The sequence below is a fragment of the Pseudoalteromonas sp. PAR1 genome, assembly GCF_947311895.1.
GTDB classification, from domain to species: Bacteria; Pseudomonadota; Gammaproteobacteria; order Enterobacterales; family Alteromonadaceae; genus Pseudoalteromonas; species Pseudoalteromonas lipolytica_C.
In genome coordinates, this window is record NZ_CAMZMY010000010.1 from 103,223 (window position 1) to 125,446 (window position 22,224).

Annotated in this window: 22 protein-coding genes; 5 read left to right on the forward strand and 17 right to left on the reverse strand. The window is 38.2% G+C overall.

What is annotated here, in order from left to right:
* Positions 1-4: 4 nt before the first annotated feature.
* The 12 genes from QL229_RS10395 to QL229_RS10450 form a co-directional block, all read right to left on the reverse strand.
* Positions 5-703 carry an AAA family ATPase gene (locus QL229_RS10395; RefSeq protein ID WP_138557535.1) on the reverse strand — a complete coding sequence of 233 codons (699 nt, stop codon included), beginning with the start codon at positions 701-703 and terminating at the stop codon, positions 5-7.
* Positions 700-2,769: an SLBB domain-containing protein gene (locus tag QL229_RS10400; protein ID WP_281546849.1), complete on the reverse strand. Its 2,070-nt coding sequence runs from the start codon at positions 2,767-2,769 to the stop codon at positions 700-702. The genes QL229_RS10395 and QL229_RS10400 overlap by 4 nt, the downstream gene beginning before the upstream one ends.
* A gap of 4 nt (positions 2,770-2,773) precedes the next feature.
* Positions 2,774-3,628 (reverse strand): OmpA family protein, encoded by an 855-nt coding sequence (locus QL229_RS10405; protein ID WP_281546850.1) that lies wholly within the window; start codon positions 3,626-3,628, stop codon positions 2,774-2,776.
* An 8-nt stretch (positions 3,629-3,636) separates the two neighbouring features.
* Entirely contained in the window at positions 3,637-3,957 is a 321-nt protein-coding gene (locus QL229_RS10410) for an STAS domain-containing protein (RefSeq protein WP_138557532.1), read from the reverse strand.
* A 159-nt stretch (positions 3,958-4,116) separates the two neighbouring features.
* The gene (locus QL229_RS10415) at positions 4,117-5,928 is read right to left on the reverse strand and encodes a sugar transferase (protein ID WP_138557531.1); all 1,812 of its coding nucleotides are present in this window, start codon (positions 5,926-5,928) and stop codon (positions 4,117-4,119) included.
* 9 nt (positions 5,929-5,937) lie between these two features.
* Positions 5,938-7,017, reverse strand: coding sequence for a glycosyltransferase (locus QL229_RS10420; protein WP_138557530.1), 1,080 nt, complete (start codon positions 7,015-7,017; stop codon positions 5,938-5,940).
* The gene (locus QL229_RS10425) at positions 7,014-8,489 is read right to left on the reverse strand and encodes a GNVR domain-containing protein (RefSeq protein ID WP_281546851.1); all 1,476 of its coding nucleotides are present in this window, start codon (positions 8,487-8,489) and stop codon (positions 7,014-7,016) included. The genes QL229_RS10420 and QL229_RS10425 overlap by 4 nt, the downstream gene beginning before the upstream one ends.
* A 171-nt stretch (positions 8,490-8,660) precedes the next feature.
* Positions 8,661-9,797 (reverse strand): glycosyltransferase, encoded by a 1,137-nt coding sequence (locus tag QL229_RS10430; protein WP_138557528.1) that lies wholly within the window; start codon positions 9,795-9,797, stop codon positions 8,661-8,663.
* Positions 9,794-10,504, reverse strand: coding sequence for an acyltransferase (locus QL229_RS10435; RefSeq protein WP_138557527.1), 711 nt, complete (start codon positions 10,502-10,504; stop codon positions 9,794-9,796). Before QL229_RS10435 ends, QL229_RS10430 begins: the two co-directional genes overlap by 4 nt.
* Entirely contained in the window at positions 10,497-11,861 is a 1,365-nt protein-coding gene (locus tag QL229_RS10440) for an O-antigen ligase family protein (protein ID WP_281546852.1), read from the reverse strand. The genes QL229_RS10435 and QL229_RS10440 overlap by 8 nt, the downstream gene beginning before the upstream one ends.
* A complete protein-coding gene (locus tag QL229_RS10445) occupies positions 11,845-13,263 on the reverse strand; it encodes an oligosaccharide flippase family protein (RefSeq protein ID WP_138557525.1) in 1,419 nt (472 codons plus the stop codon). Before QL229_RS10445 ends, QL229_RS10440 begins: the two co-directional genes overlap by 17 nt.
* Before the next feature lie 9 nt (positions 13,264-13,272).
* Positions 13,273-14,424 carry a glycosyltransferase gene (locus QL229_RS10450; protein ID WP_138557524.1) on the reverse strand — a complete coding sequence of 384 codons (1,152 nt, stop codon included), beginning with the start codon at positions 14,422-14,424 and terminating at the stop codon, positions 13,273-13,275.
* A 222-nt stretch (positions 14,425-14,646) separates the two neighbouring features.
* On the opposite strand from QL229_RS10450, the gene QL229_RS10455 reads away from it, so the two are divergent.
* Positions 14,647-15,564: a glycosyltransferase family A protein gene (locus QL229_RS10455; protein ID WP_138557523.1), complete on the forward strand. Its 918-nt coding sequence runs from the start codon at positions 14,647-14,649 to the stop codon at positions 15,562-15,564.
* On the forward strand, positions 15,561-15,962 hold the full coding sequence (locus QL229_RS10460; protein WP_281546853.1) for a response regulator: 402 nt from the start codon (positions 15,561-15,563) through the stop codon (positions 15,960-15,962). Before QL229_RS10455 ends, QL229_RS10460 begins: the two co-directional genes overlap by 4 nt.
* On the opposite strand, the gene QL229_RS10465 is transcribed toward QL229_RS10460, so the two are convergent.
* The 4 genes from QL229_RS10465 to QL229_RS10480 all read right to left on the reverse strand — a co-directional run bounded on the left by QL229_RS10465 (position 15,938) and on the right by QL229_RS10480 (position 19,104).
* Positions 15,938-16,888 carry an endonuclease/exonuclease/phosphatase family protein gene (locus QL229_RS10465; protein ID WP_138557521.1) on the reverse strand — a complete coding sequence of 317 codons (951 nt, stop codon included), beginning with the start codon at positions 16,886-16,888 and terminating at the stop codon, positions 15,938-15,940. The two genes, QL229_RS10460 and QL229_RS10465, sit on opposite strands and share 25 nt — an antisense overlap.
* 107 nt (positions 16,889-16,995) lie before the next feature.
* Positions 16,996-17,430 carry an acyl-CoA thioesterase gene (locus QL229_RS10470; RefSeq protein ID WP_135924597.1) on the reverse strand — a complete coding sequence of 145 codons (435 nt, stop codon included), beginning with the start codon at positions 17,428-17,430 and terminating at the stop codon, positions 16,996-16,998.
* 5 nt (positions 17,431-17,435) lie between these two features.
* A complete protein-coding gene (locus QL229_RS10475) occupies positions 17,436-18,254 on the reverse strand; it encodes a M23 family metallopeptidase (protein WP_138557520.1) in 819 nt (272 codons plus the stop codon).
* Positions 18,247-19,104, reverse strand: coding sequence for a 6-carboxytetrahydropterin synthase (locus tag QL229_RS10480; RefSeq protein ID WP_135924602.1), 858 nt, complete (start codon positions 19,102-19,104; stop codon positions 18,247-18,249). Before QL229_RS10480 ends, QL229_RS10475 begins: the two co-directional genes overlap by 8 nt.
* A gap of 207 nt (positions 19,105-19,311) precedes the next feature.
* Between QL229_RS10480 and fabA the strand changes: the two genes are divergently transcribed.
* Positions 19,312-19,827: a bifunctional 3-hydroxydecanoyl-ACP dehydratase/trans-2-decenoyl-ACP isomerase gene (gene fabA / locus QL229_RS10485; protein ID WP_054553819.1), complete on the forward strand. Its 516-nt coding sequence runs from the start codon at positions 19,312-19,314 to the stop codon at positions 19,825-19,827.
* Positions 19,828-19,905: 78 nt separating this feature from the next.
* Here the strand turns inward: fabA and rmf are convergent, their stop codons facing one another.
* Positions 19,906-20,076: a ribosome modulation factor gene (gene rmf / locus QL229_RS10490; protein WP_138557519.1), complete on the reverse strand. Its 171-nt coding sequence runs from the start codon at positions 20,074-20,076 to the stop codon at positions 19,906-19,908.
* A 374-nt stretch (positions 20,077-20,450) separates the two neighbouring features.
* On the opposite strand from rmf, the gene QL229_RS10495 reads away from it, so the two are divergent.
* The gene (locus tag QL229_RS10495) at positions 20,451-21,083 is read left to right on the forward strand and encodes a TetR/AcrR family transcriptional regulator (RefSeq protein WP_138557518.1); all 633 of its coding nucleotides are present in this window, start codon (positions 20,451-20,453) and stop codon (positions 21,081-21,083) included.
* 61 nt (positions 21,084-21,144) lie between these two features.
* Positions 21,145-22,137: an MDR family oxidoreductase gene (locus QL229_RS10500; protein WP_138557517.1), complete on the forward strand. Its 993-nt coding sequence runs from the start codon at positions 21,145-21,147 to the stop codon at positions 22,135-22,137.
* Positions 22,138-22,224 lie beyond the last annotated feature (87 nt).

Here is a 22,224-nt window from a genome sequence, read left to right on the forward strand (position 1 = left end):
GGCCTCAGTAAGGAACAAATAACCAACGTTGTTTGATCACTTTATTAATTAAAAAATTAGTGAGTGTTGGCCACTTTTGTTGGTATTTATTGAGTGTATTTAAAATACGACTACCAAGCGGTGCAAACTGATGTTGAGCAACAACAATTTTTATATTTTTTATCCCCGCATTGTTTAAATTTGCGACCCCGTGACACAGCGCCTCTTCATTGTTGTAACCAAGTGATACTGTCAAAAAGGTTAATTCAGTACACAGACTTAATGCATGCAGCGGCACATTACCTCGGTTACGTTTCAAGGCCGGGCTCATATCTAAAAAAATAAAATCGTACTCTTGCTTTATTCGTTCAATCGCATCATTGAGTACTGTTTTATTTTTTACCGATTCCAACTCTTTTAGGTGCTGCATGGTTAATAAATCAACATAATCAGTATTAATAATATTAAGCTGACAAGATATATCACTAAAACACCATGATTCTGCTTTTGTTTGCGCATCCAATTTAAAAGGGTTTAAAGGGTTCAAGTCGATAATTAGTACTCTTGAACCTTGTAAACTTAAACGTCTAGCAACACTTGCACACAATGACGTTGACCCTTCATTGCCTGTTAAAGAAATAAAACAAATGCAACGTGCTTTAGCATTATCTATTTCGTTACACACAGCTTCTAGTTCTTGGTATTGCGCAGGAATTAATTTCATAAGCCCACCACTAAAGCTAGCACAGTAATAAAATCTAAGAAGTTTGATTTAAATTGACTCATTAAATCTTGCCCTTTATCAGGGACATAAAGTGTATCGCCCGCTCGTAGAACCGGTATGTAAGCTGAGTTAGGGTTTTTCACAAACTCTTCTAAATCAAATACTCTTGATTGCTCTTTGCAGCAAGAGTGGTTCACAACCACGATTTTGTCGATGAGTGCTGAACTTGATGGACCGCCTGCTTCTGCTAAAACATCAAGCACAGTCATGGTATCGTCAAAGCTATAGCGTCCTGGTTTTTCAACTGCGCCCATGATTCGAACAACTTGCTCTTTAGGTGTACGTAACCAGTCTTTGTTTTTTTCTGGGATATAAATGGTGTCGCCAGGTAAAACATGGGGAAATAATGTTTCATCGCCGGTTTCAAAATACATTGCAAGGTTTAACCTGCTAACTTTAGCCGTATTACCATTACGATGAGTAATACGAATATTACGTAGGTCTGCATTATCGGTCGGGCCATCAGCTGCAGCCAAAATATCAATAAAGTGCATGTTGGTATTAAAAGCATATCGACCAGGTGAACCAACCTGCCCCATAATATAAATTGATTTTCCAGACTCTTGGCGGATCCACTGTGATTTGTTGTCTGAAGGATCAACAGGTAACTCTTCAACTATAATGGTATCACCCGCTTGTAAACTCGGTAACGCATGCTTTTTAGCGCCACTAATTGTGTATTGCTCTAAATCAAAGCGTTTTGTCACTTCGCCATTTCTAACAATTTTAATGTCGTTTATATTGGCCCCTTTTGTTGGGCCGCCGGCATGGGCGAGTAAATCTGTAAAGTCCATTTCAGGGCTCCACTCATAACGGCCCGGAGATAAAATGGCACCTATAATTTTGATGGCACGTTTTGGGGGTACTTTTAACCAGCTTTTTTCGTTTTGATCGGTTTTCTCTGGTACAAAAATCACATCGCCTGGGTTAAGGCTTGGTACTTTTACTGTGACTATGCCTTCGCTGTAACCTTGTAAGTCAAATAAGATGCTTTCGCCTGCTGGAGTTAAGATTTTAATCTGACGTGTCTCTGCAAAGCGTGTTGGCCCCCCAGCATTAGCAAGAATATCTAAAAAGCTTGTATTTTCTGCGGCTTCATAGGCACCAGGCTTTTGTACCTCTCCCATGATGTACACGGTTCTTGATGTGGTATTCACATCATCGACCATAATTGGTACATAGATAGTAGAGCCCGCTTTGAGCCCTGGCATGGTATCGTTGCTTGGTTTATCTAAGTATGCTTTTAGATCAAATACCACTGGGGTTTTATCAACAATGACGCGAATTTTAGTTACATCAGCATAGCGAGTTACGCCTTCTGCACGCATTAATGCATCTAGCACACTCATATTTTCTTTAAAAGAGAAACTACCCGGGTTGTGCACTTCACCCAATAAAGTAATCGCACTGTTATCGCTCGCATCGCCAGAAGCACTTAATGTTTGAGCATCAAAATCAATTTGTACATTACCTAATAGCGGAGAAACAGGCACAAATACAGTATCAGCGCTTTGTAAGCTGGGAAGTAAATCTATGTTGCCTGAGTCTAGATACGCTTTATAGTTGAACTCTATAACTTCATTTGCACGGCGGATTTGTAAGCGGTCTAGTTGGGCGCCGGGTTTTAAGCCCCCAGCTCTGGCTATTACCATTTGAATGTTACCGTCGTTTGGAATACTAACTTGTGAAGGTTCATTCACATAACCCATTACATTAATAAAGATATCGCGCGAATGTATTTCTACATAAAAATCATCCATTGCAACAAAGACTTCACTGAGTGATTTTTTGAGCTGTGCTTCAATTTCTTTAAGTTCTAAGCCTGCCACATTAAAACGACCCAGCTCAGGCAGTGTGATAGAGCCATCTTTATCTACCTCAAATGGTTGAGAAAAATCAGCTTCACCAGGTAAATAGACGAAAAGCTTATTGCCCACTTTGATTTCTTCAGCAACCACTGAGGTTGCGAGAAAAATTAAACAAAGTAATAAAAGTAATTGTTTCATGGTATTACTCCTTAGGCCCGTTTAAGATTTTCGTCCAACTAGATAATGCAGGATGTTGCTCATTTGCTTTTTCGTCACCCTTGTCGATAATAATCGCGTTTACACGTCTATCTGAATGGCGCTTAAAACTTGAATCAGGTTGTTCGCTGTAAGGCGATAAACTTCCTTGTGTTAAGGTGGTCATAGTTGCAAGGTTTACCCCATAAACACCCAGCCAATGTTTCACTGTTTCGGCGCGTTTAAAAGCCAGTTCATAATTTGTTATTTGCTGACCACTAATATCAGCATGACCGACAAGCAATAACTCAACATTTTTCACTTGTTTAATTAGATCTGCAGCTTGTGCTAAGCGTGAGAGATACTTCGGCGTTACCTGAAAGTCGTTTAACGAAAATTGATTATCGCTATTCAAAAGCTCTGTGATCTGTTCTTTTAGAGAAACACTCATTGGCTCTTCTGCTTTTGTTGCTGCACCGCATTTAGTTAAAGCATTAACCGTCTCGAAGTGTTTAGTTAGTTGATTTAGTCCATGGTAATGAACGAGTAAATCATGCTCGGCATCAGACCACATTTTAGCCGCAATGAGTCGACGAATGCGGTTTTCGTATATCTGTGCTTTTAATAATTGAGCAGGCATACATTGTTGAATACCTTGTGCTTTTAGTAAATCAAGTTTGAGTACGTGATGTTCAAACTCACTAAGTACAATGGTTTCCTGTGTATCGTATATAAGCTCGTTTTGCTCATCGGTTAACGGGTAGTTCTGATATTTTTCAGCCCAGCCGCCTTGCCCTTCATCAGGCCAAGAAGCACATCCACCTAACGTGAGCAAAATTATGATAAAGAGTGTGTGCTTCATAACTCACCTCAAGCTATATCATTTTGTTCAATGAAAGGGATTGTTTTGTCTACTCTTAACAGACTCATTAACTTATGAGGCTGACCAGAGACATTAAGTAATGACAGCTTTTGGCCTTTCTTCTCAATGCGTTTATATAAAAAGACCATCGCACCTATACCAGATGAGTCGATAAAAGTTGTTTCACTAAAATCGAGTACAACGTTGGTTTGTTTACCTTGTGCTACTTCTTCGAATTGATCTTTAAAGCCGTCTACTGCAAGGCCCGAAAAATCATTTGGGAGTGTGATGTATTTACTGTCTGCAGATACTTTTGTGTTGTTAGCCATGATCTTCTACCTTTGTATTTGGTTAGTCATAGTTAACAGTACAACTACAGTGCCAGTTTATAACGCATTGATTTATATATTAATAAATGCTGGTTGATGCATAATGCAAACTTTTTTGATAGTAAAAATTGCATTATGCAACGTAATTTGCAGAACCTGTTATTGTCCTTTACCAGTGAAAACAACAAGTAAGGTTCGCAGGATAATTGATAATTCTAATTTTGCCCATGCAACAGGAGAAGACATACTCAATGAATAAGCGTAATCCCAACCTATCTTACTTCTGGCGTCTTCTATTGTTTCGTCGTATCCGTTCATTACTTGTGCAAGACCTGAGATACCCGGTTTCACCCCGTAAGTACGTTGACAAAAATAGGGAATATCTTTTTCCAGTTTGCCATAGAAAACTGGGCGTTCAGGTCGAGGGCCTATTAAAGACATCTCTCCTTTAAGAACATTAAAAAGTTGCGGAAGCTCGTCGATACGGGTTTTACGCATAAAACGGCCAACCGCTGTTATTCTTGGATCATCTTTACTTGCCCAAACTGCACCTGAGTGTGACTCAGCATCAACAACCATAGAGCGAAATTTGTAAACGTAAAAAAGAGACACAAATTCATCTGAGCTTTCGCCCACTCTCAACTGTTTAAATATCACTGGGCCTTTTGAGGTAAGTTTAATTACAACAGCAGTTATTAAGCAGATTGGCCATACAAGAGTGAGAAGTGCTAGCGCGCCAACAATATCAATTGTGCGTTTTATTATTTTAACTAGCGTTTTGGTTGAGACCTTACGAATTGACCTAACCCGTTTCCAAGGTTTGTCAAAGTAGCCAAGTTCGTAGCGAATGATTCCCCACAATGCTAAGAAGTAGCTATTTAATATATAGTTGATCTTATCAATCAAAGGTATAGGTGTTGAAAGTTGGCAAGTTGCTTTGACTATATGTGTAATGTGTAAAGACGCTATAGCTGTTGCAAGAGCTTGTGCCCACAATGTGTGTGCAATAAATGCCTCAAAAATAATGCTGGCATAGATAAAGGCTAAAATAATAGGCATTACACCACGCAGAACTTTATGAGAAAAATAATTAAGAAAAGTCCAACCTAAACGAGGATTTAACAAAATCATTAAGGCTTTAATTTGTTGCCAATTTCCAGCGCCTAAACGTACGCGGCGGGTGTAATCATCGCTTTGTGAATCGCAATCACGTTCGTATATCACAACGTCTTCGTCAAGTACCGCCTTGCCCCCTTTGCCCAATACTTTCATTGATAAAACAAAATCGTCATTTATGGTGTTTTGTTCAAGTTCAAACGCATCGCTTGAGCGCATAGCGAACATAGCACCAGGGACACCAATAACAGCACCAAGGTTCGATTCTGATTTCTTAATTTGATTTTGGTAATGCCAATAAACCTTTTGTGACTCAGGTGCATCGTCATCCAATGTGTACACACCGGTTAAAATACTGATAGAGGGATTAACAAAATGCTCTACAACTTTATTAAGCACATCAATGCTTAATAAGGCACTGACATCGGTAAAAAGTAGAATATCGTTTTGATATTTTGCAATGCCCATCAGGGTATTTAAGCCTTGTACTTTCCCCATATTCTCATCGCGAATATGAAAAAAGCACTGTACTCCTTGGCTATGAAGCACTTGTTGAGCTTGCATTGCCTGTTCTATCGTGTTGTCTGTACAGCCATCAAAATAAACATGGATTGAATAGCGACTGTTATCATAAATTAATGAGGCTAGATTATGGAGCTTCTCAGCAATGTGCTGCTGTTCATTGTAAGCGCACATTAAAATCGCAATTTTTGGTTGATACTTATCAGCACACTCTTGCTGTGTAGTTGGTTTTAACTTTCTTGAGGCAATCAGTTTTAACAAAATTGGGTAACCGATATGGTGATATATAACAACACACACCAAGGTAATAAATAGAAGCGTAACAAATGTCATACTAACCTCCTACATCAGCAGTGCTGAGTATAAATTATCGTATTTACTGCTCATTGTTCGTGCATCAGCAACCTTAATAGCATGGTGACGGATACAGAGTCCCCGCGGTAAAGTACAAGCTCTTTGAATTGCAGGAGCAAGTTGATTAAAGTCATTAACACTGACAAGTTCACCTTGCTCTGGAGTAACGACTTCATGAATGCCTCCCACATCACTGGCCACAATTGGAATACCACATGCCATTGCTTCAATTATTGAAAGTGGAAGGCCTTCGCGTTGAGAGTACAAACACATCACATCAATACTTGAATAAAATGCACGCATATCATGTACATTTCCCAAAAAATGAACCCGCGAAGTTAAGTGCAAGCTTCTTACCAAATTTAATAAATACTCTTTTTGGTCTCCATCTCCGGCAAATACCATATGAAAATCATCGGGTAAGTAGCGAAGTGAATGAATCATATCTTTATGACCCTTCCCTTCTATAAGTCTTGCTGCGCAGCCGATTAACCTAACATTATTTGGTAAGTTGAATTGTTCACGAGCTGCTTTAGCATCAATAGCCATAAAGTTTTCGCAATCTATGCCATTTAAAATAGTGCGCTCGGGGATAATCGCAGTTTTGGCTCTAAATTCGTCTGCAACAATGCGTGCGTCAGCAACCCAATATATATTAGTTAACGAATCTAATAACTTTGTAAAAGTGCGTTGCTTTGTATTAGTGAGGTACCATGCGTCATGTATTGTTGAAATATGCCGTACTGAACCTTGCGATAACGAACTTGCTATCCCCGCATAAATCAGTGGCCCAATGTGGTGGCTATGTATTATGTTAATATCATGCTCTTTGATTAGACTTTTGATTTTAGCTATAACAGATAAACTGATCCCTGGCTTTTTATTTAAACAAATGATGCGATGACTGAAAGGCTCAAGCTCAGGCCACTGTTCAAATGCAGTATTTCTATCTCCCTCAAGCGAAACAATAATACTTGAATGCTTAAATTGACTGTTTTGAAGCAGCGTTATTGCCATTTTTTCTAAGCCACCTACCTGTAAGTGTTGAACTAAATGCATAACATTCATGATTTTTCTCCTTCAATAATGCCGGTTAATTCCCCGTTATTGACGATAGGAAGTATTGTTACCACCTCAGTGTTAGTTAACTTTTCAATGGTTTGCGTGTCTTTTAAATGGCTATCACAAAGGGCTGCAACAAACACACTTGCACCACCTGTAAATATCCCTAAGATAAGTCCAACTATTGCAGTCATCATAATTGAGGTATTTATTGGTTGCGTTGGGCTATATGCGCGTTCAATTGTCTTAACTTTGTCAGGGCCTTCATATTTAACAAGCTTGCCGGTCACTTTGGCCATTTCGTAACGACTGAGCATATCTTTGTATAGTGATTGTTTTACTTCATAGTCACGCTCGAGTTTACGTAATTGCTTTTCAACATCACTGGTCACTAATAAACGATCGCTCACTAGCTTCACTTGCTCTTCTAACATGGCAAACTCTTGCTCTTGTTGTAGTAAGTTGTTGCGTGCCTCTTCAAGTGCTAACAGTTGAGAAACCAATACACTTGATTCTTTGTTATCTTGAGAAGGTAAGGTGTTCACTAACTGCCAAAGCTGATCGATATTTGTTGTACTTAACTGTTCGCTTTTCTCTAGTAATGCTTGTTGACGGCTTTTTAAATTAACGAGGGTACGTTTTTTCTCGATGATTTTGCTGTGCTTATCGGTATAGCGAGTGCGCAGCAAACTGAGTTCTGATTCTGTACGGATTATTTTTTCTTCTAAGTTTCCTAAAATAGGATTTGCTTGCCCTACTTTACTTACCAGTGCGTTAAGCTTTGCTTTTGCACCAGATAGAGCAATCATTTTTTGTTGTTTTTCAGTTAGTAAGGTATCAAATGTTTGCCGGTTACTATGAAGCACGGCTGGTAAAGTATTACTGTTTTGACTTTTAAATTCTGCTAGTGCTTCTTCTGAAGCCTCTAATTCTTCACGTAGACTATCAAGTTGTATGTAGAAAAATTGCTCAGACGTATCCAGAGAAGCTTTAGTTGGAGCAAGTAAACGCTCTATAAATTTTTCAACGACCTTTTCAAGCACGGGTTTCATTTGTGCTTGGTTATGCCAAATAAAGTTGATGCGGACCAGCTCATCACCAATCAAAGATAAAGATAAAGCCTTAGACAACTGTTGATGTATTTCTTCAACCTGTTTATTGCTGGCATTTTCAGGGATTAATTGTGTTTCTTTCGCTACAGAGATAAGTACTTTGCGACTGATAACTAAGGTGCGTAATGCTGCAATACGATCTGATAATTGAAATGAGAAAGATAAGTCATCTAAATATGGGTTAAGTAGTGCAGATTCTTCGATTAAAATAGTTGCATGATTGCTGTATTGTTTTTGTGCAAATAAAGCAAGCACAATCACGACGAGTGGCACAATACAAAACGGGATAATAAAAAGCTTAATACGCGTGTATAGCGCATAAAGCCCTAAATATAGTAACCGTTTGATTTGCTCTTTTACTAACATGATTTACCTATTGCTTTGCATTTTGCAAAATGTTTGGGTTATTGATTGCAAATTGAAAATAAATAACCCTGATACATTCATTTAATAAGTAAGTTGCAGGTCTCGAGCCAAAATGCAAAAAGCTGCATGTTGTAGCTATACAAGATGCAGCTTTTAGGTTTTACGATTAAATCAGCAAAATCTTAGTTGTTTACAAACTAACGTTGCTTTTGCTTGCCAACTATGATTATTAGCTTGCTGAGATTGATTGGTTCGCCAGTTTAAGTTTTGTGATTTACTTAAGCTAACTGCATAGTCAATTCGATCGATAAAACCTTGATGGGTATCTGCTATTAAGATGGTCTCACGATAAGGATTAACCGCAGCAAAGCGTGTTGTAACGATTGGTGTGCCTGTGGCTATGTATTCTTTTAACTTGAGTGGATCACAAGATCTTATCTGCTCATTATCAACAAACGGTAAGATCGATACTTGCCAATGCTGTGCAAATGAAGCTAAGCGATGATGCTCTACAGCCTTTATATGGGTTACATTGTCCAACTTGAGTAGCTCAGAGAAATCTTCTATGAGGTGTCCTATTAACACTAATTGATACTCAGGCCTCACTTTAGCAAGAGTCAACAATAAGGCTTTATCAAGCCAAGCATTTAAGGAGCCATAAAAACCAATAATTGGTTTGCTTATTTGCTCAAGTTCTCTGGCTTTTGCTGTTTGCGTAGTAAAAAGTGCTAAATCAACCCCATGAGAAAGCATTTTCACTTTGGATTTTGGCATTTTGTTGGCAAGTCGCTCGCTAACAACATAGATAGTATCTGCTTTTTTGATAAGTTCACTTTCAAATGGCGCAACCATTTTATGATCAACACCAGCCAGTGCTGAGAAGTCATCACCACAATAGTAAATTACTTTATCTTGCTCTCTTGGAGAAATTAAACTAATTGCTGTTGGCACACTTAACCAATACACAATTGGCTCATCACCTATCAAACCTTTTTTATTAAAAATCCACTTATTATATAACCTTACAATAAGGTTATCGTGCCAAGGTAAAACAGCTAATGTGTGCGCTGTTAAATCTAAATTGAGGCTATGATCAGTTGTTTTAGCATTTGGGCTTGAGCGCTTTGATAAAAAAAGACTTTTTAATTTATTAAAAACTCGTTTCACATCAATCAAGCGAAATGTTGGTTTGCGCATCCCAATCGAGTTAATCCAAATAACCTGATGCTGTTTTGCTAGTTGTTTGAATAGATGCTGTGTACTACTTGGGTGACTTTGCCAGTCTTCGCCGAATACAATAAATTTCATAGCGAATCCTTAAGCTGTTTAACAACTTTTGCTGGGTTACCGGCAACGATAGTATTTGCAGGTACATCTTTAGTTACGACAGCGCTTGCTGCAACAATAGCCCCTTCACCGATTGTTACTCCTGCAAGTACAGTTGCACCAGTACCAATCCAAGCGCCTTGTTTAATGATGATATCGCCTACTTGGCACTCATCATCAGGCTCACCCTTTGCACGTCTTTGTGAATTTAATGGGTGACCAGGAAACCCTGCTAGAAACACCCTACCAGCAAGACGCACATCGTCCTCTAGAATGATATTACGCCCCACTGAAAATGCGTTTTGCCAGCCAATATCAACATTACTGCCAATCATAAGCTTAGGTGTGTATTCGCCCTGACTCCGCCCACAAAATGTTGTAATACCACTAATGCGCGTATTATCTTTACAACTAATTTCGAGTTTGCCTAATATTTGTGGCATTCCTGAATAAAGATATAAATTAGCTTTAGTGCCTTTAATTTGGCTTTTAAATAACGGTGTGTAATAAAAGATACGTGCCATCTCGCTAATCGTTGTGCTAATAAGTAAATGCAGTTTAAACAGCAAGGAATGTACACCGGGGATCACCCAAATTTTCGGATTGCGAATAGCTTTTGCAAATTGAAAAAGTGATTTTGCAAATGGGCTGTCACTTGATTTTAACCAATGTTTAAGTTGTTCACTCATGTGCGTTCTCCCGTTGTCTATCCATTACCAGCTTTTCTAAGGCAATTGTTAAAGCAAGGATTATATAAATAGGCCATGTAAATGCTTGAGTTAAAAAGGTTCCAGACACCATAAAGCCAATTAAACCGCCTTTTAACGCTTTCGCATTTACCGCTATTTTTTCATCATTTAACTGCGTATTTATCAAAAATACTCGGTTTAAACTGCGGTAAATACAGGCAATCACTAATATGAAAATGCATATGCCAACAATGCCTGTTTCACCTAAAACTTGAAACCATGTACTGTGTACTGCATGATTCTTGCCATCCCAATGGGGGCTGTAAAAATAGTAATTAACAACAAAATTATTAACGCCAACCCCCGTTAGTGGGTTATGAATCGCCATATTGATCGCTGCTTGCCATGCATAGATACGGCCCATAGCAGATTCATCAACTCCGCCTTCATGTGAACCACCACTTTGCCTATCAGCAATACCAGCAAACGCTACCATAGCAAGCATTCCAACAGCACCAATACAAGCTACAACTACGGGGTTCTTAACTTTTTGATAAATAAAGAAGCTAATCACTGCTGCAATACCGAGTAGTCCGCCTCGACTTTGAGTCGCAATAACGCCGCTAATAGCAATCACTAAGCAAATTAATGCAATTATTCGTCTGACTTTATGCGCACTTGTATCAAACACTTCTGCTGCTAAAAACGACACAGGGAACATCATTACCAATGACAAGTCATTGGGATCACCTAATTGTGAACGTAGTTCACGTGAGATTGTCACGCGTGTCCCTTCAACTAAACCAATCCCATTCATTTTGTTACTCAGTGCCACTAAGGCTATGGCAGCACCAGAAATCATGATGCCAATTCTGACTGCATTAAAATGTTTAAGTGATGTCATCCACCAAGAAATTGCAAAGACCATTATGAGCACTTTAGTTAAAACGCCACTCCAGTATTCCATCGCAAGTCCACGATTAGACGCACTGAATACACACACGGTTAGCCAGACAAACCATAAAAAGAACACAAGGTGACTTGTTTGCCAGTGAGGCTTAAGTTTTTGAGAAATGAAAAGATGCCAAACAATACCAAGCAACGATGCAAGTGCTAGCAGCTTTGGTATTTTAAAAGGCATTAATATTGGAAATGCCTCATGGAGTCTAAAGTAACTAAACAGGATGAATAATATAATAAATGCAACACTGACTTTTACCGCAGTGAAGGCAGCGAATGGCAGAAGCAACAAAGCAAATACAGCAATTGGCCCTACCATTGCGTATGTCACTGCTACAGCAAAAGTAATTAAAATGCCATTAATTAAAAGCGTGTTTTGTTTATAGTAATTGAGCATAATCATGCCCCTTAACTAGCTTTTTAATGGCAGGTAAAAATAGTGACTTATATTGGAAGGCTAATCCGGTAATGTAAAAGACAAGAATAAGCCCTTTAGCTGTTAGTGAACTTTCAAATTGCAGTGTTACAAAGGTTATTGATACTAATGCAATCCAACTTGGGATAACAGCAAAAAAATCTAGCTGCAAAGGCTCAAGATGTTGACTCAAAATGTAAAAACACACTAATTTAAAGCTTTGCATGATAGCTAAAGCGGCTATTACGCCTTCAACTGCAAAACGTGGCACCAAGAAATACAGTAAAGTTAACCCTAAACATGCAGTTAGCAAATTAACAACAGATACATACACACCATTTTTATGCATGTAACAACCAATATTTAAAATGTCACTGTGATGTCTGATAGCAACAACTAATATTAGCAACACGAGCCATTCGTCATGCCCATGATAGTGAGCTGGTAATACAAAATTAAGTAATAAAGGCGCAATAATGGCCATTATAACGCACAATACAAGACCCGTATTCAGAGACAAAATAGCATACTGTTGATACTGTAATTTGTTTGTTTTGATAAGGTTAAAGCGTTTAGCAAACCACCATAGTCTAATTGGCTCAAAGGTGAATGAGGTTATAATTGCAAACTGAGCCGCAACATAATAATTAGCTAACAATTTTTCATCGAAGTAAGCAACAATGAACCAATTTTCTGCACCATTACCTGCATAAACAAACAACCCCGATGAAATTATAGAAAGTAAAAACACACCCTGAGATTTTTTGATTCGCCAACTAAACTCTGCGTAGCTAACTTTTATTGCATCAGCAATATCATGAACAGTGAAAGCTAAAATAATTAGGGTGCACACAACTCCTGAAACCATCACGCCGGTGATATTATAGCCAAGCACTAATAAAGTAATTGTTAAACAGGTTTGAATCAGTGCATGAGAAACGCTGTAAAAACAATACTTTTGCGCATGATCAAATAGTCGATAATAGGTATAAGGAATACTTAATATGGCTGCTAGCGCAAGATTTATTATTAATAACTTGAGATCTATCAGCTTGATATTGGCGGGTAATGCTTTGATGATATCTTCTGAAAAAACAAATCCAAAAAGAATGAACATTAGACAGAACAATAGAATTAAGATTAAAGCGTCACGGAACAATGCCATTTTTTCTTTAAAAGAATCGTATTGTTGCTTTAGCAATAACTCAGGTAACCCTAATGAAACGACCAGAGAACATAATGCAGACAGTGTTACTAGGAAGTTTAATTGACCAAACTCCTGTTGTTCTAAAAGGCGAGTTGTAATGGGTAAAAGTATAAAACCCATTCCTTTTACCGCAAAAATTGCACATGCAAAGTAGCCAATTTGCTTTAAGTTACTCATGGTCGTTCCTTATAAAGATTCAACCCATTGTGATAACCGTTCTGCCTGTTTTATTGCGTTATAGTTTAGATTTACATGCTGTTTAGCATTTTGACCTAGCATATAACGCTGATGTGGAGAGAGTTGCTGGAATTTAAATAGCATTTTGCTAATAGCAGAAATGCTCCCCGGCATGCATTTCATTCCAACTTGGGGTGTGACAATTTCGTTTGCCCCCATTAAGGTGGTGGTGAGTACAGGTAAACCAGAGGCCATAGCTTCTTTTAACACTAACGGGCCTGTATCCCTATCACCGTTTTCTGCAATACAAAATGGTGCAATTAGAGCTGAATAGTAAATTAGGTTTTCGCTGACCCAATCATGTGGTTTTTCACCTAAAAACCGGACAGACTTTCTTATTCCTAACTCTTCAGCCATAAAGATTAAATCGTTCAACATAGGGCCATCACCAACAATATCAACAGTGATCCCAAGCTCTTTCGGAATTTGTCTCAAAGCAGGTAATAAGAACTGCAACCCTTTTTTTTCGACTAACCGCCCTATAAAAATTAGCCGGACGGACTCATTAAGTGATGTGGGGCTATGATTAAATTGACTGGTATCGATACCACAATGCAGTAACTTAACGTTACTGTCAGAAAAGCGCTTAAATTGCATAGCCATTTCTTCACAGACAGCTATCGAAAAATCACAAAATGCGAGTTTAGGTCTTAGGTCAGCACTGTTTACATAAACATCATGTCCGTGGCCAATTGATGATACTGTTATATCAGCAAGTTTCGCTGCGACAATGCCATAAGCAAGTGGCCCATGCATAAAATGACAATGTAGATGATCAATCTTTGCCGCTTTTATGTAACGTGCAATTTGATAACCATACGCAAGTAATGATTGAGTTGAAATTGATTTAAATTGAGCTGCAGTGTGAGCTGCTTTTGCTAACTTATAAATATCTAGCATTGAAGGAAATATTGATTTAAACGCTGGTTTAGTGATTTTTTTCACTTCAATAGCGCTGGTTAAGTTAATCAACACACTGGTTTTTTCGAAGGTTAACACCGTCACCTTGTGCCCTGCGTTTAACAGCGCTTTTATTTCTGTTACAACAAAGGTTTCTGATGCAATCGGAAAGCTTGGGACTAATATAGCAATGTGCTTCATAAAAAAACGCTCCTACAAATACGGTTATAAGAGCTATGGCAAGTTCCATACCCGACAAAAAAGCCGCTAAATTCCCGAAATGAGATAAAAACATGCTTAGCATTTGCAAAATGCAACGCACAAAGAGAAAAGACTTAGTAATTTAACAGAAAATACAGATTTAAAGCTGGCGTCTAAATTGCGTATCCTTTACTACGTGAAGAAATGCTTTTGGAGCATATTATGAACAGCCAAGTCAGTATAATCATTCCAAACTACAACTGCTTACAGTATTTAGATACTTGTATTAACAGCATTTATCAGCAAAAAAATGTTCAGTTCGAGATCATTATTGTCGATGATGGCTCCACTGATGGCAGTATCAACTACCTACAACGACTCGCCGCTGAAAAAAATGAAGTACGGATTTTTAGTCAACAACGAAAAGGCGTTGTTGCTGCTCGTAACCTTGCAATAACACAAGCAAAGTCAGAGTACTTAGCTTTTTTAGATGCTGATGATTATTGGTCTGCTGATAAGCTTGCTAGTCAACTTGCATTCCATCTAAAACATCCTGATTGTGTGTTAAGTTTTACTGACTATATGCATTTTAATGAACAGAACGAGGACATTATTGGTTGTTTCGACTATTGGCCTGAATTTAAATGCAATAAAGAAAGTAAAGATTTCCAATTACTTGAAAACCCAATCAGCCAAATGATCACCACCAATATTGTTGGTACATCATCAGTAATGGTTAAACGTTCAGCCATTGTTGATGTGGGTGGTTTTGACAATAAGTTAAGTAGCGCTACCGATTTAGATTGCTGGTTAAAATTAGCTAAACGCGGTGATGTAGCCTACTCAACACAGTGTGCAATGCACTATTTAATGCGCGCCAATTCTATTACAGCAAACAGAGAAAACCGTTTAGCGGCCATGGTCGAAATAATTAATCGTAACCAATCTGTTGTATCAAACAATGAACTTAAAAAAATCAAAGCGCGATTAAGTGAATGCTATGGTGAATTTTATAGGGAGCTTGGTTACTACTCAAAGGCATTAGCCTACTCTTACAAAGCGTTTTGGTTATTTCCACATAAACGAAATTTTAAACATGTTTTGTATGATTTAAGGCATTTACTTGGGGCCCAATCATGAAAACAACCATTTTAATCATTGATGATGATGAAGCTATATTACGTGCCCTATCGCGTTTACTATCACAAGACCATGTTGTTGTATGCTTTAGTGACCCATGTGCAGCGATCAAATATACAAAATTAAATAATGTAAACTTAGTTATATGTGATTTACTAATGCCAACGTTAAACGGTTTAACTGTACTTAAAGAAATTCACCTGATCCAACCACATTGCTCGCGAATGCTACTTACAGGTTATGCTGAGTTAGAAGCAACTAAGCATGCGATATATAAAAACATCGCCAATATCATTACAGCAAAGCCATGGGATAATTTTGAGTTAAAGATGGTAATCAATCTTTTGATAGAAAATAGCTTTCTACGCGCTAATCAATATGTCGAAAAAGAAAGTTGATAGCTTAGTAAATGGTGATCACTACCTTTGATGACTTGCGTGTGTACTCCAGAAAGTCGCGTTCCTTGGCTTACAATACAATTATCAATTGGTAAACCCGCTAACGAAATAGCCAATTTATTTTCTACAGCTGACCAACTTGCATAGTTACGACCTTGCTGAGAACAACTGTTGTTATGATTTAAAAAATAACGTGACCAAGGCACAGTATTAAAATCCCCGGCTATAAACCAATGCCCTTTTAATTGAAGCATTTGTTGATCAACTTTCGATAAAAGATAATTTCTTTGCTCCCATAAAAGCTGATTTCTGGGTGATGGCGGATGCAGTAAAATTGTACTCACGACTGTATCTTTGAACAAAAAGTTAAGTTGTACAAAACCTAGTTTTGGGTTACCTAAATACCTAATTTGTTTCTGGATAATTGGATGTTTTGAGATAACAATAATTCCAAATGGCGCCCCTTCAACTTCAGCATAGCCAAATAAATGATAACGTCCTTTAAGTTCACTAAGTAGGTGACGCTGTTTATCATTAAATTCAAACAAAATGAGTATATCGTTGTCGCTATTAACTAGCTGAGTATTAATTATGTCGGTTAAGTATGGATTACTATAATGGACGTTTGCTTGCGCTATTTTTATATCACCTGGTTGAGAGTCAGCTTGATTAAAATAATTGTAATGATGAAAGATCAGTACCGTACTTAATACCACGCACACAGCGCCCAATTTCTTAGCCTTATGAACACAAGCCATTGCAAACAGCAAGCTAAACGCAAGCATTTGCCCTCTTAATGAGGCGATAAGATCAAACCAATAGTTATCAACTTGGTTAAAAGCCAATATAAGTATGCAACTATATAAAATAAAAAGTATGAAATTCATCGACCCTCCCTTTGTTGAATTTATAGTTGCATAATTCATTCCTTGCTGAGTTTTTATTTACCCAAAATGTTGTATGATGTGTTCTTCATTATATAAATAATAAGTACCCATAGGTACTTATTACATTAAAAATATTTGTCGATTATTTAATCGAAACCGTTGATCATTTTTTCGCAAACAACCGGTGTTGGTCTATGGTTATCATCAACAGCTACAAAGGTAAAGCTGCCAGAAATAGCCAAGTGTTTATCATCTTTATGCATTCTTTCTAAGAAAATCTCAACATCTACTTTAAGGCTGGTATTACCTACATGTACAACTTTTGAAATAAGCTCAGCAAATGTTCCAGCAGGAATAGCTTCTTTAAAATCCACACGGTCAGACGAAATCGTTACAAGTGGCTTTCTACAAAAACGCGTAGCAGCAATAAAAGCCACTTCATCCATCCAAGCTAATGCATCACCACCAAATAAAGTATTATGGTGATTAGTACGGCCAGGAAAAACAGTTTTTGTTACTGAAGTTGTTGAATCAGCAATACGCTTTGCAATAATAGCGTCACGATCGATTTGTTGTGTCATAGTCTCTACTTTTCATTAGCTAATGTGTCTTGCATCATTAGCGCAGGGTCAAGGCGTTCATTCTTCCAATTAAAACGCCAGTCTAAATGAGGGCCAGTTACGCGACCAGTCGCGCCAATTTCAGCAATTTTATCACCACGCTTAATTTCATCCCCTATTTTGACATCTAATTTACTTAAATGAATGTAAGTAGAGGTAACGCCATGGCCATGATCAAGAATTAACGTGCCACCTGAGTAATATAAATCTGCATCAGCAAATACCACAGTGCCACTTACAGGCGCATACACTGGAGTGCCTGTTTTATTTGCAATGTCTAAACCAAAATGCGGTCTGCGTGGCTCACCATTAAAGTATCGCTGGCTACCATAAACACCTGAGATACGCCCAGTTGCAGGTTTATAAACTGGGTCTAAAAAGTATCTTAAGTCAGAATCAACTTGCCTAGCTTTACGCACAGCAACAGCTTCACGGCTAATACGCTCAGACACTTCTTTAGGTGGCGAAACATATTTTTTTGCAACACCAGTTATTTTATCAATTTTATAGTCACGCTTGGTGATTGTAATTGCTTGCTCGTGGCTCACACCATTACTATCAACCCAAGAAAGATTGTGATTTGTCTCAGCATCACGACCAAAACCAAATACAAACTCACCATTTTCTGAAAGCTTAAGTTTCTCGCCATTAAAACTAACGCTTTTAACACCTTCAATTTGACCTGTTACTAAACCACCTTGGGTTAAATGTCCTTTTAATTCAACAGCACTTGCAGTAAGTGAGAACAGCCCTGCAAACGCTGCTACTAGTAATCCTTTACGCATAACTGATTGACCCTTTGCCAACACCTTCATAAGCAGTAATTTTTACCTCTGATTCAGGGTATTGGTTTTTAACTTGAGAACTTAAGTAGTCTGCAATGCATTCAACAGTGGTATCGCAAGGTAAAATGTCGCAGCGAGACTTATCAATTGCCATTTCAAAATAGCCTTGCTGTGATGTATACGCAAAACACACATCGTTGTCTTGTGCAGTTACATGTTTAAGGTCTGCTTTGTTAATTTCATCTTCAGCAGTGGCTAAATAAATGTCTTCCCATTTATCTGCCCATTCTTTTTGTAAGCGTGGCATAGCCATACCATCAAGGCTAATACCAATTTGCGAACGGTGACCATGAATAATACGCTGGCAATTACCATCATGCTTTTTAAGGCCATGGCTGTAATGATAGTAAAAGCTTTGGCTATGCTCTGGGTATAAATTGATTTCGATCTTTTCGATGTTACTAGGTAGCTCAGGCATTATCGTTTTAATCAAAAACTCAGTTACTGATTTTTCGTCAACAACATCCGCATCAATTAAGCAAAATGCTTGGTTAGGAGCACTCATAGCTAAGTGATAATTATCACCAAAATGGCAATCTAGCACGCTATGCTCAGCATGCTGTGTTAGTGAACCGTTTAATTTGGCAGGCACAGCAAGTTTGTGGTCGATACAGTTATCAATAATGCCCTTGATTTGCTTTTTAACTAAGCCAAAATCAAGCACCATCGACTCATCATTTAATTGGCCATGCAGAGTTAAATCCACAATCCAGCTCTCGCCAACTGCGCCGCGTTTATTACACAAGTAAGAAAAATCAATCACTGTCAGTGAGTTTACAAAAAGGATCATAAATTTCCTTTAGACTGGTTAAAGAATCACAGCAATTATAATGATTTTTACTTCACAATGCGCGGTTTTATCTCCCTTTATCGGCTACAGTTTAATTAAATGGTCATAAAACAAGCGAAAAATAGTAAATAATTAACTGCTCCGAGTTGTTTAGCGTACAAGTGTACGCTAAAGTACGTGGCAATTTCTAAGCGATGAATGAGAGTTATGGAACCTAAAAACAGCTATACAAAAGAAGAATTGGTCCTTTGTGGTCAAGGTGAAATGTTCGGTGAAGGCAACTGTCGTTTACCAAGTGACAACATGCTAATGATGGACCGCATTATCTCTATCACTGCTGACGGTGGTGAGCACGGTAAAGGTCAAATTGTTGCAGAACTAGATATCAACCCAGATCTTTGGTTCTTCGACTGTCACTTTAAAGGTGACCCAGTAATGCCAGGTTGTCTTGGCCTTGATGCTATGTGGCAATTAGTTGGTTTCTTCCTTGGTTGGTCTGGTGGTCCAGGTCTTGGTCGTGCACTTGGTGTAGGTGAAGTTAAATTCACAGGTCAAATCTTACCAACTGCTAAAAAAGTAACTTATCGATTAGACATGAAACGTGTAATTAAACGTAAATTATTCATGGGTATGGCAGATGGTACTGTTGAAGTAGATGGTCGTGTTATCTATGAAGCAAAAGATCTTAAAGTAGGTCTTTTCCAAGATACATCTGCGTTTTAATCTTTAATTTAAGATACAAAATAGCAGATACAAAAAAGCCCCTAAATGGGGCTTTTTTGCGTAAATAAGGTGCCTATATTAAGTTTTAAACATGTTTCGGTTTTCAATGGCTTCTCGCCAGCCACCTAACCATTCAGATTTAGGATCGACTTGTTGATAAGGGCATTGTTCTTTAGAACGGCCTGCCAAGCCTGCTTTATAACCTTGAGAATGAGCTCTTTCTAAACGATCTCTTTTCTGTCTCTTCATAGGTAATATCCTCACCTTTTTATATTTATAGATATGTAGCGAAATTGACATCTACATTTAATGAATAGTTAATAAAACTGTTAAATTCAAATAGCAAAAAGCAATTAAATAAATTGACAATAACTAACGTGCTGATGCTCAATGAATTAACATTTAAAATGACTAAGTGGTCGTACCTCTTTAACTAAAACCATCTATTAATACACTTAAATTCAGCTAAAAACGATACAGCTCTTTTTAGCTTCAGTATTTGTGACCAACATCATTTGCGCAAAGTTCCCAATTTAATTGTAATCATGACAAATTTATGATGATTACAATTTAAGCAATATAGTTCTTGCATATTAAAAACCAATCGGTCTAATATGGTTGGCATGGAAACAAATAACTCTGTGCCAAGCCGTCGTGGCAGGCCACCAAAAATAGCACGTTCAAATGCAGATACTCGTGCCCTATTAATTAATACCGGGTTAGCTGTATTAACCGAAAAAGGCTTTAGTGCAACCGGCATTGATTTAATCTTAAAATCAGCTCAGGTACCTAAGGGCTCTTTTTATCATTATTTCAAAAGTAAGAATGATTTTGGCCTAGCTCTAATTGATGCATACGACAGCTATTTTCAGGCCAAGTTAAGGCGCCATTTAACAAATAGTGCAACTACCCCTCTTGAGAGGATTGTGCTGTTTGCCAATGACGCCAAACAAGGCATGGCAAAATTTGAGTTTAAGCGCGGCTGCTTAATTGGCAATTTAAACCAAGAGCTCAGCTATCTTGATGAGCCAATGATTTACCGAATTAAGCAGGCTTACACCAGCTGGCAAGCTTTAATTGAGCAGTGCTTAATCGACGCCAAGCAGCAAAAACAAATACCTCAAGTTTCAGATTGTAAAATGCTTGCTGAGTTTTTCTGGATTGGCTGGGAAGGCGCAGTAATGCGCTCTAAACTTGATAAATCAAGTGAACCACTTACCCTTTATACAGCACAATTTTTACGATTAATTTTATAAAGCCGTTTTAATGCGGTTTTATTTTAACCATTAAAAGACGATCGGTCTAAAAGGAGTCACCATGACAACATCAGTAAAATCGGTAGTTATTAATAAAGATGATCAAGGCTATCGTGCCGAATACACAGACTTTCCTGTAGAGAGCATCCACCAGCATGATGTAAATATTGATGTTGACTACAGCACGTTAAATTACAAAGATGCCTTAGCAATCACAGGTAAAGGGCCAGTGGTAAGAACATTTCCTATGATCCCCGGGATTGACCTTGCAGGCACAGTGACAGAGTCTAAAAGCGATGAATTTAAAGTTGGCGATAAAGTGCTGCTAAATGGCTTTGGTGTTGGGGAAAAATACCTAGGTGGCCTAACTGAAAAGGCGTCTATGAGTGCTGATTGGCTCATCCCCCTACCCGCTAATTTAACACCTAAACAGGCTATGCAAATTGGTACTGCAGGTTATACCGCAATGCTGAGTATCATCGCTTTAGAAAAACAAGGTATCACACCCAAAAGTGGTGAAATACTTGTTACCGGTGCCAATGGCGGCGTGGGTAGTTTTGCTATCTACTTATTAAATAAACTTGGCTTCGATGTAGTTGCGACAACAGGTCGAATGAATGAAGCGCAGCACCTTGAAAACTTAGGCGCAAAACGCGTTTTATCTCGCGAAGAATTCTCAGCACCTGGTAAACCACTCGCTAAAGAGCAATTCGCTGGCGCAATTGATTCTGTGGGTAGCCACACCCTTGCAAATGTGTGTGCATCGATTAAATACGGTGGTGTTGTAACAGCGTGTGGGTTAGCACAAGGCATGGACTTTCCAGCAACGGTAGCGCCGTTTATCCTTCGTGGCATTAGTCTAATGGGTATAGATAGTGTAATGCGCCCTAAAGCTGATCGAATTGAAGCATGGCAACGTCTTAGTGAGTTAGTTGAAACTCAGTACCTCGACACCATTTCGCAAGAAATACCGCTATCTAAAGCCATAGAAAATGCAGAAGCGTTATTAAAAGGTCAAATTCGCGGCCGCGTTGTAGTTAATTGCAAAGAATAAGCTCGAATATAAACATTCTTAGCAAGTTAGCTATAAAACTAGGGTAAAGGCAATTATACTTACCCTAGTTTTGTAATACCGGACAGT